Annotated in this window: 17 protein-coding genes; 7 read left to right on the top strand and 10 right to left on the bottom strand. The window is 67.8% G+C overall.

Annotation, left to right across the window (positions count from 1 at the left end):
• The first annotated feature begins 49 nt into the window (after positions 1-49).
• Positions 50-1,438 (top strand): sigma 54-interacting transcriptional regulator, encoded by a 1,389-nt coding sequence (locus AC5RWD_RS19490; protein ID WP_494021591.1) that lies wholly within the window; start codon positions 50-52, stop codon positions 1,436-1,438.
• Positions 1,439-1,482: 44 nt separating this feature from the next.
• A complete protein-coding gene (locus AC5RWD_RS19495) occupies positions 1,483-3,489 on the top strand; it encodes a vWA domain-containing protein (RefSeq protein WP_494021592.1) in 2,007 nt (668 codons plus the stop codon).
• Between the two features lies 1 nt (position 3,490).
• On the opposite strand, the gene AC5RWD_RS19500 is transcribed toward AC5RWD_RS19495, so the two are convergent.
• From AC5RWD_RS19500 to AC5RWD_RS19540, 9 genes are all read right to left on the bottom strand, one after another.
• Positions 3,491-3,820 (bottom strand): hypothetical protein, encoded by a 330-nt coding sequence (locus AC5RWD_RS19500; RefSeq protein ID WP_494021593.1) that lies wholly within the window; start codon positions 3,818-3,820, stop codon positions 3,491-3,493.
• A gap of 95 nt (positions 3,821-3,915) precedes the next feature.
• Complete coding sequence (locus tag AC5RWD_RS19505) at positions 3,916-4,905, bottom strand: cyclase family protein (protein ID WP_494021594.1); 990 nt, start codon at positions 4,903-4,905, stop codon at positions 3,916-3,918.
• Positions 4,902-5,159, bottom strand: a complete 258-nt coding sequence (locus AC5RWD_RS19510) for a hypothetical protein (protein ID WP_494021595.1) — start codon at positions 5,157-5,159, stop codon at positions 4,902-4,904. Before AC5RWD_RS19510 ends, AC5RWD_RS19505 begins: the two co-directional genes overlap by 4 nt.
• Positions 5,160-5,170: 11 nt before the next feature.
• Positions 5,171-6,520 carry a TRAP transporter large permease subunit gene (locus tag AC5RWD_RS19515; protein ID WP_494021596.1) on the bottom strand — a complete coding sequence of 450 codons (1,350 nt, stop codon included), beginning with the start codon at positions 6,518-6,520 and terminating at the stop codon, positions 5,171-5,173.
• Between the two features lie 76 nt (positions 6,521-6,596).
• Positions 6,597-7,382, bottom strand: a complete 786-nt coding sequence (locus AC5RWD_RS19520) for an NAD(P)-dependent oxidoreductase (protein WP_494021597.1) — start codon at positions 7,380-7,382, stop codon at positions 6,597-6,599.
• Between the two features lie 28 nt (positions 7,383-7,410).
• A complete protein-coding gene (locus AC5RWD_RS19525) occupies positions 7,411-8,040 on the bottom strand; it encodes an RraA family protein (RefSeq protein ID WP_494021598.1) in 630 nt (209 codons plus the stop codon).
• A gap of 63 nt (positions 8,041-8,103) precedes the next feature.
• Positions 8,104-9,114 carry a tripartite tricarboxylate transporter substrate binding protein gene (locus AC5RWD_RS19530; protein ID WP_494021599.1) on the bottom strand — a complete coding sequence of 337 codons (1,011 nt, stop codon included), beginning with the start codon at positions 9,112-9,114 and terminating at the stop codon, positions 8,104-8,106.
• 47 nt (positions 9,115-9,161) lie between these two features.
• Positions 9,162-10,661, bottom strand: coding sequence for a tripartite tricarboxylate transporter permease (locus tag AC5RWD_RS19535; protein ID WP_494021600.1), 1,500 nt, complete (start codon positions 10,659-10,661; stop codon positions 9,162-9,164).
• Between the two features lie 2 nt (positions 10,662-10,663).
• Positions 10,664-11,167, bottom strand: a complete 504-nt coding sequence (locus AC5RWD_RS19540; RefSeq protein WP_494021601.1) for a tripartite tricarboxylate transporter TctB family protein — start codon at positions 11,165-11,167, stop codon at positions 10,664-10,666.
• Between the two features lie 120 nt (positions 11,168-11,287).
• Between AC5RWD_RS19540 and AC5RWD_RS19545 the strand changes: the two genes are divergently transcribed.
• The 5 genes from AC5RWD_RS19545 to ppk2 all read left to right on the top strand — a co-directional run bounded on the left by AC5RWD_RS19545 (position 11,288) and on the right by ppk2 (position 15,057).
• On the top strand, positions 11,288-12,088 hold the full coding sequence (locus AC5RWD_RS19545) for an IclR family transcriptional regulator (RefSeq protein ID WP_494021602.1): 801 nt from the start codon (positions 11,288-11,290) through the stop codon (positions 12,086-12,088).
• A gap of 18 nt (positions 12,089-12,106) precedes the next feature.
• Positions 12,107-12,991 (top strand): aminoglycoside phosphotransferase family protein, encoded by an 885-nt coding sequence (locus AC5RWD_RS19550; RefSeq protein WP_494021603.1) that lies wholly within the window; start codon positions 12,107-12,109, stop codon positions 12,989-12,991.
• 40 nt (positions 12,992-13,031) lie between these two features.
• A complete protein-coding gene (locus AC5RWD_RS19555) occupies positions 13,032-13,436 on the top strand; it encodes a VOC family protein (RefSeq protein ID WP_494021604.1) in 405 nt (134 codons plus the stop codon).
• An 89-nt stretch (positions 13,437-13,525) separates the two neighbouring features.
• On the top strand, positions 13,526-14,041 hold the full coding sequence (locus AC5RWD_RS19560; RefSeq protein ID WP_494021605.1) for a universal stress protein: 516 nt from the start codon (positions 13,526-13,528) through the stop codon (positions 14,039-14,041).
• Between the two features lie 80 nt (positions 14,042-14,121).
• Positions 14,122-15,057, top strand: coding sequence for a polyphosphate kinase 2 (gene ppk2, locus AC5RWD_RS19565; protein ID WP_494021606.1), 936 nt, complete (start codon positions 14,122-14,124; stop codon positions 15,055-15,057).
• Between the two features lie 88 nt (positions 15,058-15,145).
• Here the strand turns inward: ppk2 and AC5RWD_RS19570 are convergent, their stop codons facing one another.
• The gene (locus AC5RWD_RS19570; protein WP_494021607.1) at positions 15,146-15,835 is read right to left on the bottom strand and encodes a helicase associated domain-containing protein; all 690 of its coding nucleotides are present in this window, start codon (positions 15,833-15,835) and stop codon (positions 15,146-15,148) included.
• Between the last annotated feature and the right edge of the window lie 110 nt (positions 15,836-15,945).

The following is a 15,945-nucleotide window of genomic DNA, read 5'->3' on the forward strand; positions in this document are numbered from 1 at the left end:
ATCAAGCGTAGGGGGTGCCACGGTCCGGGTCGAGGACTACGGTAGAGGGGTGAGTGATCGTCCCGATATCTTCACCGTTGGCGAACTGCGTGCATCCGGCCATGTCCACAAGGACCTGCGCCACGAAATCCGCGACAACCTGATCGCCGCGCTCGCCGCCGGTCGCGATCCGTGGCCCGGGTTGTTCGGATTCAGCCGGACCGTCCTTCCGCAGCTCGAGCGTGCCCTGATCGCCGGCCACGACGTCGTCCTGCTCGGCGAACGCGGGCAGGGCAAGACCCGGCTGCTTCGCACCCTGGCCGGACTGCTGGACGAATGGTCGCCCGTGATCGAGGAGTCTGAACTCAACGAACACCCGTACGAACCGATCACCGAGCAGTCCCGCGCCCGTGCCCTCACCGAGGGGGACCGGCTGCGGGTGGCGTGGCGCCACCGTTCGGAACGGTACGTCGAAAAGCTCGCGACGCCGGACACCTCCGTGGCAGACCTCATCGGTGACGTCGACCCGATGCGCGTGGCCGAGGGCCGCCGTCTAGGCGACCCGGAAACTATCCACTACGGCCTCGTCCCGCGCTCCAACCGCGGCATCATCGCCATCAACGAGCTGCCCGACCTCGCCGAGCGGATCCAGGTGTCGATGCTCAACGTGATGGAGGAGCGCGACATCCAGATCCGCGGCTACGTGCTGCGGCTGCCGCTCGACGTGCTCGTCGTCGCGTCCGCCAACCCGGAGGACTACACCAACCGCGGCCGGATCATCACGCCCCTGAAAGACCGCTTCGGCGCCGAAATCCGCACCCACTACCCGATCGAGCTCGGTGACGAGGTCTCCGTCATCCGCCAGGAGGGAAAGCTGGTGGCCGACGTCCCGCCCGTCATCCTCGAGATCCTGGCCCGCTACACCCGGGCGCTGCGGCAGTCGCAGGCCATCAACCAGACCTCGGGGGTTTCCGCGCGGTTCGCCATCGCCGGCGCCGAAACCGTCGCCGCCGCCGCCCTGCGCAGGGCCAGCGTGCGTGGTGAGGACCCGGCCGTGGCGCGGATCATCGACCTGGAGACCGCGGTGGAGGTCCTCACGGGGAAGATCGAGTTTGAGTCGGGTGAGGAAGGGCGCGAACAGGGCATCCTCGACCACCTGCTGCGCACGGCCACCGCCGAAGCCGTCCGGGCACACTTCCAGGGCATCGACATGGGCCCGCTCGTGGCCGCCCTCGACGGGCACACCACCGTGACCACCGGGGACCAGGTCACGGCGCGGGAATTCCTCGAGAACCTTCCGTCCCTCAACGGATCAAGCCTCTACGACAAAATCGGTGAGCGCCTCGGCGCGAAAAACGACGGACAGCGCGCCGCCGCCGTCGAACTTGCGCTGGAGGGCCTCTACCTCGCCCGGCGGATCTCCAAGGAGTCCGACGACGAGGAAACGGTCTACGGCTAAGCACAGTTTCTGCCGGGTACAAATTAACGGGCACGGGAGGCATCATGACCCTGCACAACCGGTCCAGGTACGGCCGGTACGCCGGTGGTCCGGACCCGCTTGCCCCGCCGGTGGACCTGGCTGAGGCGCTGGACGCGATCGCCGAGGACGTCATGGCAGGCTACTCACCCCGGCACGCCCTGCAGGAGTTCCTCCGGCGCGGCGGCCGGGACCGCGAAGGGCTCGACAACCTGGCCCGGCGCGTCCAGCAGCGGCGCAGCGAACTGCTGGGCCGCCACCGGCTGGACGGCACCCTCGAGGAGGTCAAGAAGCTGCTGGACACCGCGGTGCTGGAGGAGCGCAAGCAGCTTGCCCGCGACGCCATGATGGACAACACGGACCGTGCCTTCCGCGAGATGCAGCTGCAGAACCTGCCCCCGTCCACGGCGGCTGCAGTCAACGAACTCGCTTCGTACGACTGGCAGTCGAGCAGCGCCCGGGAAGCCTACGACAGGATCAAGGACCTGCTGGGCCGTGAAGTCCTTGACCAGCGGTTCGCCGGCATGAAGCAGGCGCTCGAGAACGCAACCGATGAGGACCGCGAAGCCGTCAGCGAGATGCTGCGCGACCTCAACGAGCTGCTCGGCAAGCATCGCCGCGGCGAGGACACGGACGCCGACTTCCGGGGGTTCATGGCCAAGCACGGTAACTACTTCCCGGAGAACCCGCAGTCCGTCGAGGAACTGGTGGACGCCCTCGCCAAGCGCGCGGCCGCGGCCCAGCGGCTGCTGCAGTCGATGTCCCCCGAGCAGCGCGAGGAGCTGATGCGGCTGTCCGCCCAGGCGTTCGGCTCGGCCGAACTGATGGCGCAGCTCAATCAGCTCGACGACAGCCTGCGCGCGCTGCGCCCCGGCGAGGACTGGAGCGGCTCTGAGCGTTTCGGGGGCCAGGAAGGAGTCGGACTAGGTGACGGCACCGGCGTGCTGCAGGACATCGCCGAGCTCGACGAGCTGTCCGAACAGCTCTCCCAGCAGTACAACGGGTCCACCCTCGACGACCTGGACCTGGATGCCCTGGCCCGCCAGCTGGGGCAGAACGCCGCCGTGACGGCCCGCACCCTCGCGGAGATCGAGCGGGCGATGCAGGACGGCGGCTACCTGCGGCGCGGGGCCGACGGTGACCTCAGGCTGTCACCGCAGGCCATGCGGCGGCTCGGGAAGTCCCTGCTGCGGGACACCGCCAAGCAGCTGTCCGGCCGGCAGGGGCGCCGGGACACGCGCGTTGCCGGGGCGGCCGGAGAGCAGACCGGCTCCAGCCGGCAGTGGGAGTTCGGCGATGCCGAGCCGTGGGACGTCACCCGCACCATCACCAACGCGATCCGGCGCACCATGGCCGACGGCGGTGATCCCGGCAGCGGTTTGCGTCTGGCCGTGGGGGATATTGAGGTGACGGAGACAGAAGCGCGGACCCAGGCGGCCGTCGTCCTGCTCGCCGACGTGTCCTTCTCGATGGCGGCCGAAGGGCGGTGGGTGCCGATGAAACGCACGGCGCTTGCCCTGCACCACCTCGTCTCCACCCGGTTCCGCGGCGACCGGCTGCAGCTGGTCACGTTCGGCCGCTACGCGCAGTCCATGGACATCGGCGAGCTCACGGCCCTGCCGGCCCTGCGGGAACAGGGAACCAACTTGCACCACGGGCTGCTGCTGGCTGGCCGCTTCTTCCGCCAGCACCCGTCGATGCAGCCAGTCCTGCTGGTGGTCACTGACGGCGAGCCCACCGCCCATCTGCTGGCCGACGGCGAGTCGTGGTTCTGCTGGCCGCCGGACCCGGAGACCATCCGCGTCACGGTCGCGGAGCTGGACCGGCTGGCGCGTGCTGGCACGCAGGCTACGTTCTTCCGGCTCGGCGACGACCCGGGGCTGGAACGGTTTGTGCGGCGGCTGGCGCGCAGGATCGACGGCCGGGTGGTTGCACCCGACACCGGGGACCTTGGCGCCGCGGTTGTGGGGGAGTACCTCCGGGCCCACTTCCGCGGCCGCGCTTACGACGACGACTGGGCCGCCGGGATTTAGCTCAGGCGGCTGCCAGTGCAGGTGCTGCGACCGGGAGGGCCACCACTTTGGGCGCCAGGATGCTGAACCGGTAATCGCGCTGAAGCGGATCGACCTGCAGCGGAAGGTGATGGGAACGGGCGCAGCCCCGGAGCTCCTCCATGGCCTGAGGCTCAACCTCGGCCAGGGTCATGTCCAGTTCCAGTGCCAGTCCCGGGACCAGCGAGTCGGCGCGCTTCATGACGTCGTACAAACCCTGAATGCTCTGGACAGTCACATGACCCTGCGTCTTGACCTGGGCCTTGGCACCGTCGAGGTCAACACTGACCAGCACCCGCAGCTTCTCGTTCACTAAGTTGTCTCCCCAATTAAGAAAGGGCCACCACGCTGTGGCCCCGGACAACCATAGACGAATGTGACGTGGCTAACAAGTCGGGGGTGGAGTTGCTACGTCACTGCCGTCGCGTTCGCCGGGGAGCCGGTGGCCCCGGTGATGTTCAGCGGTTTGATGGTGACGAATGCATCCCAGGTCCCGGCCGCCTTCATGTGCCGGCTGAGCGGACCGAGCTGCCAGAGCTCGCCCAGCGGCAGGCCGAGTTTGGCGAGGAGCTGCTGGTGCATCATGCCGTGGTCGTTGGGGGCCGTGTCCCGGAAGGGGCTCGTGGGGACGGGCGGCAGGCATTCGACGGCGAAGTTGTCCGCGGCAATGACGGCGAGTTGGCTGTCCCAGGCCCAGGCGACAAACTCTGACGACTGTTCGATGCCGCTGGCCCGGCGGCTGTCGCGGAGGGTGTTCTTGTCCTCCGCCGGGAGGGAGAGGAACCATTCGCACCAGCCCGTGTGCAGCATGAGGATGTCCCCGGGCCGGAGAATCAGAGACTGGGCCTTGGCCGCGGCCTGGATCAGTCCAAGGCCAAGAACCTGGCCTGCCGCATGGTCGATGGGGGTGCCCTGCTGCCGGCAGTATCCGTCGACGTCCACCAGCACACCCCGGCCGACGATGGGCTGTTCGGCCCAGACCTGGATGCCCAGGGCGGATGTTCCTTCGCGGATCTCGTCGTCGGGTGTGCCGTTGTAGAAGCCGACGTCGTCTGCCCGGCGGTGCCGGAGGCCATCGATCTGGCTTGAGCCCTGGAGGTAATAGCCGTCGACGTAGTCGTCGCGGTGGGCTGGATGCGCCGAATAGATCGTGTGCCGGGGAGCACGCCGTTTCAGGGACATGCCGGGGTCGAAGGCGTCGGCGGGGTAGTCGAGGCCGAAGGCGGTGCCGGTCCGGATGCACGCGGAGGCTTCCCGGACGGAATCCGGCCCGATGAAGGACGGGGTGCCGCGCTCGCTGTCGGGGAACAGGCCCCAGGATGTGCCGGCAAGGCGCCCTTCCCGTTCCAGCAGGGACTCATAGGAAGGGTACGTTGTGCCGGATTCCGTGGAGGTCATGGGGTGCGGGCTTCCTGCTGCGGGTGGTTTTGTTTTGCGGGCTGCTTGTAGCTAAGCAGGAACCCGGCGATGGCGCAGACGGACGCGGCGATGCACGCCGGTCCCTTGACGGCTTCGTTGAGGACCGCCAGCCAGTCACCCTGCCCGGCGGCCAGGGCCAGGGCCTGCCCGGCCACGAAAACTGCGCCGGCGATGAGGAGTGCCGCCAGGCTGACCACGAAGACGGCGCTGATGGTGTGTTGTAGCTTCTGCATTTCCACGGTTCCTAGAGGGAGGGGACGCCGATGGGCAGGACACCGACGGCGATCAGCACGCCGATGGCCAGTAGCGGCAGGGCGTAGAGGACGAACAGGCGGGCAAACGTCTTGATCGGGTCCACATCCGCGATGCCGCAGGCGACGTACAGGGGAGCACCGCCGGGCGGGACCGCGGCCTCGCAGGACGAGAAGACCAGCACGGCGACCGCCGCGGTGGTGGCCGGCACGCCGGCGGCCACCAGCGTGGCCACACCCACGGTTCCGACGGCGGCCATGGTCGCCGTCGCGGACAAGGGGGCGGCCACGGCGATGACGATCAACCCGATCAGGATGGCCAGCAGCCACAGCGGCAGGTGGAGGTCGTTCAGCAGTGCTGTCATCTGTTTGGGCAGGCCGGTGGCGGCCAGGGCGTTGGCGCCCGCGAACGCGAACACCACGGTGACGCCGACGACGCCGAAGCGCGGGGCGGACTGCTGCAGGAAGTCCCAGCAGGCCTTCGGGCTGCGCGGCAGCCGCTTCCAGCCAAGGATGGTGCCCGTGACGATCAGGACCACCGGGATCCACGCGATGACGCTGACGGACTTGGCCACGTCTGAGCCCGTCCAGTCCGAGAGGGCGCTGGCGATTGCCCCGGAGGTGATGATCAGCGGGATGGCCACCACGACGAACAGGAGCATGGTGCCCCAGCCTTGGGCGAAGGCCCGGCGGACGGGCGTCCGGTGCGCCGGATCGAGGGCTGCCATGTCGCTCTTGCGGATCAGCACGTAGGTGACGATCAGCCGGTGCAGGAAGCACCAGAGCCCGCCGATCAGCAGGGGCAGGACGAGGTCGTTGACCTGCAGCAGCGGCCCCACCGTGGCCGATCCCACGAGGACAAACATGGACGCGCTGAACGGGAAGGTGATGCCCATGCCCGCGTTGCCTGCCACCAGCGTTGCGGCGGAAGGCTTGTCCAGTCGGGACTTTTCCATCCACGGGATGGTCACCGAGCCCACGGTCGCGGCGATCGCGGCCTGGTTGTGCACCACGCCGCCCAGGCCTGCCGACGCGACCGTGGAGACCCAGGCCGGGCCGCCTTTGACCCCGCCGATCAGGGAGTTCAGCAAATCGATGAGCCGGTCCAGCACACCGGTCCGCTCCAGCAGGTAACCCATGAAGACGAAGGCCATGGTGGCATAGACGATCTCATCGGTGATGGCATCGTAGAACGCGTCCCAGCCGACTTGGGCGGCGGACCCAGTGAACGGAAGGACAACGAGAAATCCGAGGAGCATGGCCTCGCCGACACTGCGTTTGATGACAGTCGTCCAGAGCAGGATGACAGCCAGGTAGGCTCCCAGTGCCCAGATGCCGATCATCGGGCTGCTCCTTCGGGTTTGCTTGCTTCCGGGTTCAACGTTGACTCCCTGTTCATTGATTCTGCCTCATGCGCGCTCAGCGCAGGGCGGCCTCCGGTGCCTGTGCTGCCGCAATCCGCGTCAGGGCGGACGCTGAGGCTTCGGTCATTTCTGCGGGGACGCCGAGTTCGGCGAGGTAGCTTGCCGTGTCCTGCATTTCCCGGGACCGGCGCACCGCGTGCTTGGACGTTCCGGTGAGGAACCTGTCGATGACGGCCTGGCCGTCGCCGGCGAGCTGGCGGGCAATCTGCTCCCGGATCCATCCTTCCAGCCCGGCGGCCCGGCCGGCGGTGACCGCTTCAACCACCACCGACGCGAGGCCTTTCATCAGGACGCTGCGCAGCAGCTTGTGGGACATGGCCGCCCCCGGCCCGCCGTCGGCGATTTCGACGTCGACGCCCAACGGCGTCAGCAGCCGCACCACCGCATCGGCTCCGGAGCCGCTGACCATCAGCGGGGTTTTGGCGCCTAGGGCGGCGACGGGCCCAAGGATTGCGACGTCGGCGAAGCTTGCCTTGGTGGGCAGCTGGCCGAGCTCCTGCATCACTGCGGGGGAGGATGAGGTGAAGTCCGCGTAGGTGCTGCCGGCCGGGAGCACCGGCAGGCAGTCTTGGGCGACGTTGCGTGCAGCAGCCGCGCCGGTGAGCACCAGGACGATGTCTGCGCCCTCGCACGCTTCGGCTGCAGTGGCCGCCCGCGTTGTTCCCAGCGGGGTGGACGTGGCCACGGGGTCGAACCCGGTGACCTGGTGGCCCGCTGCGGCGAGTGCTTCCGCATAGGCTGCACCCGCTTCACCCAGGCCGATGATGGTGCACTTTGTCATGGGATGTCTTTCCTTACTTGCTGGGCGTTTACTGCTGGCCGCGGGCGGCGATGATCGAGGCCCGGCGGTTGGTTTCGTCGGTGAAGACCGCTTCGGCGGCTTCCGCTACGGCCTCGGCCTGCTCCCGGGGGATGACGACGACGCCGTCGGAGTCGCCGATGATGATGTCGCCCGGCATGACCGGAACACCGCCGAAGGCCACGGGGCCGCCGAGCCGGTGCGGTCCGTTCTTGAACGGGCCCGCCGGGGTGACCGCCCGGGCGAAGACGGGCATCCCGATCTCGCCGAGGGCCTCGGCATCGCGAGCCGCGCCGTCAAGGGCGAAGCCCGCGATGCCGAGATTGATCGCGCGCTCACCGATCAGCTCGCCCAGGAGGGCGCGGGACTCGTCGCCGCCGCCTGAGACCACGATGACGTCCCCTGGCTTGGCAAGCCCCAGGGCCTGGTGGATGCCCTGGTTGTCCCCCGGGCGGGTCCAGACGGTGAAGGCGGGACCGGCGATTTTCGCTCCGGGCCAGATCGCCTGGATCGCGGAGTCGGCAACGCCCAGCCGGTCCATGGCGTCCCCGATGTTCGCGGCGGGCAGCTTGGCCAGCCGGTCGACCAGTTCCTGGTCCGGGCGGGTGAAGGAGGTGCCCTGAAGGGCGGGGGTGGTCATGGCGGTGTCTTCCCTAATGGTGTTGGTGTGGCGGCTAAAGCGTGGGCGGTGGTTCGGGCTGGGCTAGTCCTTCTTCTGGACCAGGGGCAGGACCTTCTTGAAGTCCTCCTCCTGGCCTGCCCAGAACGTCTGGTACTCCTTGCCGGAGAGGTAGCTGGTCTGCAGGCCGAGGTCGTTCATCTTCTTGACGACCTCCGGGTCGTCGATGGCCTTCTGCAGGGCGGCTTCGAGCTTCTTGGCGACGGCGTCCGGCAGGCCGGCGGGGGCGGAGTAACCGCGGGCGGTGCCGGCTTCGACGTCGTATCCGCTTTCCTTGAACGTGGGGACGTCCGGCAGGGACGGGGACCGCTCGGCGGTCATGATGCCGAGGACGCGGGCCTTGTTCTGCTTGGTCAGGTCGGTGACGTCGCTGACGTTGGCCACCAGGATGTCCACGTGCTTGCCAAGGAATGCCGTGGTGGCCTGGGATGCTCCCTCGGAGAAGTGGACCGGTGCGAATTCGGCGCCGGTGGTTTCCTGGATCTGGGCAAGCGCGAAGTGTTCGCCGGTCTGCAGCCCGGTGGTGCTGGCAGTCATGGACTTGGGGTTGGCCTTGGCCGCGTCCAGAAGTTCCTTGAGCGACTTGTACGGGCTGTCCGGCTGGACGGCGATGACGGCCGGGTCAATGACCTGGCGGCCCAGCGGCTGGAAACTGCTGCGCGTGTATTTCGCGCCGCGGCTGGGGTCCAGCGGGGAAACGACGACGGACGGGGAACCGGTGGCACCGATGGTGTAGCCGTCCGGTTTGGCGCTGGTCAGCTGCGTGTAGCCGATCTGGCCTCCGGCGCCGGGCTTGTTGATGACCTCGACGTTGGTGCCCAGTTCCTTCTCCAGGACCGGCTGGACGAGGCGGGCTGCGGTGTCCACGGCCCCGCCCGAAGAGAAGGCAACAATGAGGTCAATGGACTTGCCCTTCTTGGGGAAGTCGTCGCCTGCTGCGGAGGTTGCGCCGGCATTGGCGCCGCAACCTGTGAGGGCGAGCAGGGCGGCCGCAGCGAGGGCTGCTGTTACTTTCTTGCGGTTCTTGGGTGACAAGGGTCTTCTCCTTCGAAGAGTTGGGTTGTTTGTTTCTGGGGGTGGGCTTAGGTTTCGGGGTCGTCCATCAGGGCCTTGGGCTTGCGGAGCTTCAGCAGCGGGCTGCAGATGATCAGGACGCCGAGGATGATCAGGACCAGGGAGATGGGGCGGTTCATGAAGATGCTGAAGTCACCCTGGGAGATCTCCAGCGATTCGCGCAGCGACCGTTCCATGAGCGGGCCCAGCACCAGGGTGAGGACCATGGGGGCCAGCGGGATCTCCAGGTGCCGGAGGGCCAGGCCCAGCAGGCCGAAGCCGATCATCACGAAGACGTCAAAGACGCTGAAGTTGATGGTGTAGGCGCCGATGACCATGAAGAGCAGGATCAGTGCCGTCAGAATGGCGGACGGCACCCGCAGGATCGAGGTCCACAGTCCAACGAGGGGGACGTTGAGGAGCACCAGCAGGAGGTTGCCGATGAAGAGGCTGGCGATGATCGCCCAGGCAATCTCGGAGTGCTCGGTGAACAGCGTCGGTCCCGGAGTCAGGCCCTGCTGGAGGAAGGCTCCCATGAGGACGGCGATGGTGGGCGAGGCGGGGATCCCGAGGGTGAACAGCGGGATGAGGGCTGCGTTGGCATGGGCGTTGTTGGCTGTTTCCGGTCCGGCAACGCCCTCGACGGCGCCGTGTCCGAGCTCGCTGCGGTGCTTGGAGAACTTCTTCTCGGCGCCGTAGGAGAGAAGGGATGCAACCGATCCGGTCATGCCGGGGATGAGGCCGAGCCCGAAGCCGATGCCGGTTCCGCGTGCCATGGAAGGCGCGCTGCGGCGCCATTCGTTTCTGGTGGGCAGCAGTGAACGGAAGCCGGGGGCGTGCACCACGGCGGACCCGCCCTTGCGGTGGGAGAGGATCTCGGACAGGCCGAAGACACCGACGATGACGGCTACGAAGCTGACGCCGTCCAGGAGCCGGTCCATGCCGAACGTGAAGCGGGGTGCGCCCGCGACCGGGTCGATGCCGACCATGGAGATCAGCAGGCCGAGGGCTCCGGAGATCAGGGCCTTGACCATGGACTTCCCGGCCAGCGCCACCAGCAGCGAGATGCCGACCACCATGAGGGCGAAGAACTCCGGGGGACCGACGAGGAGGCCGAGTTCGCCGAGGGGTTTGGCGGCTGCGACGAGCCCGAGGGTGGCGATCGTGCCGCCGACGAAGGAACCGATGGCGGCGATGGTCAGCGCCGCACCGGCCTTGCCCATCTTTGTCATTGCGTGGCCGTCGATGGTGGTGATGGCCGAGGCCGCCTCACCCGGGGTGTTCAGCAGCACGCTGGTGATGGTTCCCCCGTAGGCCGTGCCGTAGAAGATGGCACAGAGCATGATGATCGAGCCCGTGGGGTCCATGTTCAGGGTGAGCGGGATGAGCAGGGCGACGCCGGCCACCGGGCCGATGCCCGGCAGGACGCCGATCACGGTGCCCAGGAGGCAGCCCAGGAACGCGAAGATGAGGTTCTGCCACGTCAGCGCGGCCGCGAAGCCGTTCAGCAGTTCGTTGAGGGTGTCCATGTCTAGAGTCCGATCAGGTTCAGGACGGGAATGGATGAGACAGGCAGGGCCACGTTCAGTCCGTAGTTGAAGGCGTAGAAAGCACCGACGCTTCCGGCCAGGGCGATCAGCAGGGCGGACAGCCAGCTCCTCTTCCCCCGGATCTTCAGGTGGTACATCAGGAAGAGGAACATGCTCAGCTGGAAGCCGAGCAGGTCCAGCACTGCTGCCAGCAGCACAAGGCTGACGACGACGGCGAGCACCAGTCCGCCGTCGGCCCCCTCACCGGTTGCGCTGGGGCGCCTGAACTCCTGCAGCAGCCACAGCACCGACATCGAGGCCAGCACCGCGCCCATGGCGAACGGGAACAGCCCGGGACCCGGGCCCAGGGAGGTCCACAGACCGAGGCCCACCGAGCTGACAAGTACGTATGCGCCCAGTGCCCCAAAGGCGGCGATCCCGGCCAGAACGCTGCGCGCTGGCCTCGCCCGGGCGGGGGACTGGGTCATGGTCGACTCCGTTGTCATCAAAATGCCTTCCAATTGCTTTCATAGAATGAAAGTCTCTTACGTCAGTAGAAATAGTGACACGGCCCACAGGGGCTGTCAAGCGGAAGGCGGAGAGGGGAAGTTACATAGAATGAAAGAATGACCGTGACAAATACCCCGCCCGGCACAGCAGCGGACGACGGCGCCAAGCCCTCCAACATGCGCTCGCTGTCGCGCGCATTGGAGGTGTTTGCGGAGCTGCAGCGGGCAGACCGGCCGCAGCGGCTCAGCGATCTTGCGCGGAACTGCGGCATGAGCCTGCCCACCACCTTGCGCATCCTGCGGGTCCTGCAGGACTTCGGCATGGTCAGCCAGACGGACAAGACGTACCGGATCGGGCCGGCGGTGCTGCCCGCTGCCCGCAGCTACATCGAGAACGACCCCCTGGTGACCGCGTCCCGCCCCGTGCTCCAGCAGGTGGCGGCGCAGACCGGAATGACCGCGTCCCTCTATACCCGCCTCGGCTTCGAGCGCATCCTGGTGGTCCGCGTCGACGGCGACGCCCCGCTCCGGTATGACATGCCCTTGGGCAAGCGGCTGCCCCTCACCGTCGGCGCGGCGGGCAAGATCCTGCTGGCCGGGGCGCCGGACGGCCACCTCCAGGAGGTGGTGCAGGGGGCCGTGGCGGCCGGGCACGAAACGCCCGCCTTCAGCCTGGCCGAGCTCAAGGCCCGCCTGCCCGAACCCGGAACGGACTACGCCTACTCGGCCGACGAGCGCGCCACGGGAGTCCTCTCGGTCGCCATCGCCATCAACCGGTCGGGTGTGCTGCCCAGCGAGTCGATTGCGCTGACCAGCCCTGTGGAAGCAGCCACCGAAGACGGGCTGAAGGCAGCGGTACCAGAACTGCGCCGCGCTGCAACCAGGCTTGCTGAACTGCTGGAGGGCACCGTCTACTAGCAGGAAAGGGGGAGTCTCATGGCAGGAATGCCGCCGGCCACGGTGGAGGTGGGTGCCGCCGTCGTCCGTGCCCTCATCGGGGACCAGCGGCCCGACCTTGTTGGCCGTTCCCTGGTGCGGGTGGCCAACGGCTGGGACAACGCGACCTTCCGGCTCGGGGACGATCTTGCGGTCCGGCTGCCCCGCCGGGACGAGGCCGTGCCGCTGATCCTGCATGAGCAGCGATACCTTCCGGGCATCGCCGGCCGGTCCCCGGTTCCGGTTCCTGTGCCCGTCCATGCCGGCCAGCCGACGTCGGACTTTCCCTGGCCGTGGAGCATTGTCCGGTGGGTACCCGGGACTGCCGCTGTGGACGCCGGACCGGCGGACCGTGCGCCGGCCGTTGAGGGCCTGGCCGCCTTCCTCAAGTCGCTTCACGTGCCCGCGGAAGCGGGAGTCCCGGTGAATCCCGTCCGCGGAGTGCCGCTGGCGGACCGGAACGCGGTGGTGTCGGAGCGCCTGGGGGACCGCCGCCGCTATCCCCGGGCAGCAGAACTGAAGGCGGTGTGGGCTGAGGCCTGTGCTGCCGGAGCATGGGACGGTCCGGCGGTGATGCACCACGGCGACCTGCATCCGGGCAACATCCTGCTGGCAGCCGGCGGGTCGCTGGCTGGCGTGATCGATTTTGGCGATGTCGGGGCGGGGGACCCGGCCGTTGACCTTGCGGTGGGGTGGCTGATGTTCGACGCCGGTACACGCCGGCGCTTCATGGGCGCCTTTGGCCCCTCGATGGACAGGGGCACATGGGCGCGTGCCCGTGGCTGGGCACTCGTCCTGTCCACTGCCATGCTGAGCAACTCCGACGACAATCCGCGGATGTTCTCGGTGGGGGAGTTCGGGATCCGGCAGGTCCTGGCGGACTGAGCCGGCGTTTTGCGCGGGCCGGGGCGGTAGGGTGGGGCGCATGGAGATGCGCCTCGAAGTTGTGCAAGTGCCTGTAGCCGATGTGGACGCTGCGAAGTCGTTCTATGTGGAGAAGCTGGGCTTCGTCCTGGACCACGACGTGGAACACATCCCCGGTATGAGGGTGGTGCAGCTGACGCCGCCCGGTTCCGCCGCCTCCATCGTCATCGGCACGGGAATGACCAGCATGGCACCGGGGAGCCTGGAGGGGCTGCAGCTCGTCGTCCCCGACATCAACGCGGTACGCGCTGAGCTGCTGGACCGGGGCGCGGGCATCAGCGAGGTCCAGGACATGGGCGGCGTGCTGTTCGCGTTCCTCAGCGACCCGGACGGCAACCGCTGGGTCATCCAGGGTGCAACGCCCCCGGAGGTCAAGAGCGCGCACCTGGACCCGGCCGCTTCGTAGCTGAGCAGTCGCTTCGTAGCCGCCCGGTGCGGCGCCGTCCCCGCAATCCGTGGCGAGGACCTATTCGTTGACGAGGACCGTGCCAGCAGATGGATGATCTTCCCCTCGACCGGGATCAGGAGTCCGTGTGGACCCGCGGACCCCTGATCGTCGGCGTGCCATGGGCCCCGCCGCGGCGGCTGATCGCGCGTGCAACCGAGCTCGCGGACGGGCTGGGCGTGCACCTTGTCTGCGCGTTCGTGGACCCGTCCGGGTACCTGGCCGAATTCGACTCCGCAGGAACCCGCACGGCGGGTTCAATCGACCCGCAGCAAAACCCCGAGTCGCTGTTCCCGGCAGCGGATGTGCGGTCCGCGCTGCAAGCGGTCCTGGGTGCTCCCGGAGAAGCCTGGTCCCTCCGCGTGCTGAACGGGTCGGTTCCGGAGGCGCTTGCACGACTGGCCGACAGCACCGGTGCCTCAGCCATCGTCGTCGGAGGTCCCCGCTACGGCGCCGGCGCAACGCTCAGCAGGCTGCTGGAACGTTCCGTGTCCGCCCGGCTCGTGCGCATCCAGCACCGCCCGGTGATTGTGATCCCGGCGCCAGCCCCAGCGTCCCGGCTCTGACCCGGGAGGGCTGGCTCCCGCCTTGCGGGGAATGGCCGCCAGCGTTACAACGAAAGTGGCTGAAGTGAGGGGAGATCCGGATGGCAGAGTCCAAGAATCCGTGGGCGCCAGGAGAAGACTGGTGGGTCCGGGAAAACCTGCGCCAGGCCATCGATGACCTGGTGGTATCTGGGTACACGGTCAGAGGCGGGCAGGGAGAGGACCCGGAGCTGATCGACCCTGGCGGTTCGGCGGTGGAGACGTGGCGGGAGGACTACCCCTACGCAGTGAGGATGTCCCGGCAGGAATACGAGATGGAGAAATACCTGCTGCAGATTGAGCTGCTGAAGTTCCAGTACTGGGGCCAGGACCGCGGCCTCAAGAACGTAATTGTGTTCGAGGGCCGTGACGCCGCCGGTAAGGGCGGAACCATTAAGCGCTTCACCGAGCATCTGGATCCCCGCTCGGCCCGGACCGTGGCGCTGAGCAAGCCCTCCGACCGTGAACAGGGCCAGTGGTACTTCCAGCGCTACGTCCAGCACCTGCCCACGGCCGGAGAAATCGTGATGTTTGACCGCTCCTGGTACAACCGCGCCAACGTCGAACGCGTCATGGGGTTCTGCACGGACGAGGAGTACCGCATCTTCATGGGGCAGGTCCCCGAGTTCGAGAAGATGCTGGTTGACTCCGGGATCCACCTGAACAAGTTCTGGTTTTCCGTGACCCGCCGCGAGCAGCGCACGCGCTTCGCGATCCGGCAGATCGACCCGGTCCGGCGCTGGAAACTCTCGCCCGTGGACCTGGCCTCGCTGGACAGGTGGGAGGACTACACGGAGGCCAAGGAGCAGACGTTCCTGCGCACCGACACGGACCACGCCCCGTGGATCACCATCAAGTCCAACGACAAGAAACGCGGGCGCGTCAATGCGATGCGCTTCTTCCTGAACCAGTTCAACTACGAGGGCAAGGACACCTCCGTGGTCTACGAACCCGACCCCCTCATCGTGCGGCGCGGCCGGGATGCCGTGGGCGACTGAGCCGACGGCGCCAGCCGGAAGCCGGTCAGGCGGCGAGCCGCCGGCGGATCCACGCGGAGAGCCGGTCCACGGCGATGACGGCCCTGCCCTAGTCCCCATCGCTGGACGGTTCGGCAGCCGCTTTGCGGCCGGTGAGCCATCCGGGCAGTGCGGCGTCCAGCGCATCTGAACGTTCGGCTGAGAGGTCGCCGTGGCGGAACTTGTAGCGCTGGGTACGCAGCCAGCCACCCAGTTCCTTTTCGGGCCCGGTCACTCCGGGGGTGGTGCGCGGCCAGGGATTCCCCGCGGCCAGATGGGCGGTCAGCCCGTCCAGGTGGTCCTGCCATCGCTGGTCCTCCCTGGCCTCGCGGGGTTTGCGCCGCCAGTCGGGCAGGACGGACAGGCCAGCGCCGATGACCGGGTTCAGTATGCCGGCATCCGCGTCGCGGCGGCGGCGCCGCAGCCACTGGGCCAGTTCCCGCTCCACCTTGTCCTCGGCGTTGCGGGAGGGGTAGCGGCCCGTAGCCTCGACCATGGAGAGCAGTTGATACAGGCGCTTGATGCCGGGCACCGCCTGGCTGGTTGCTGCTGCGGTTGCTGCCCGGTGCTCGGTTTTCAGGCCCGGGTCTGCGGCCTTGGCTGCCGTGAGGTGGGCTGTGACGGCGGAGACTTTGACTCGGGCGAGTTCGGCGATTTTCTTCCGGGACAGGCCCTTGCGGTACAGCAGGGTCCACTCCGGATGCGCATCCCCCGAGCTCTTCAAAGGGCCGAAAACGTCCTCGGGTGCATGGAGAACCATGGGCCAAGGATAGCCAAGGGACCGCGCACCCAGCCGGGGTTCCCGGACGTTTCATCCAACGTTCATCTTCAGCAAAAAGGGCCCTGCCCGGCAAATCCGGAGCAGGGCCC

Source organism: Arthrobacter sp. CMU6 (assembly GCF_059090205.1).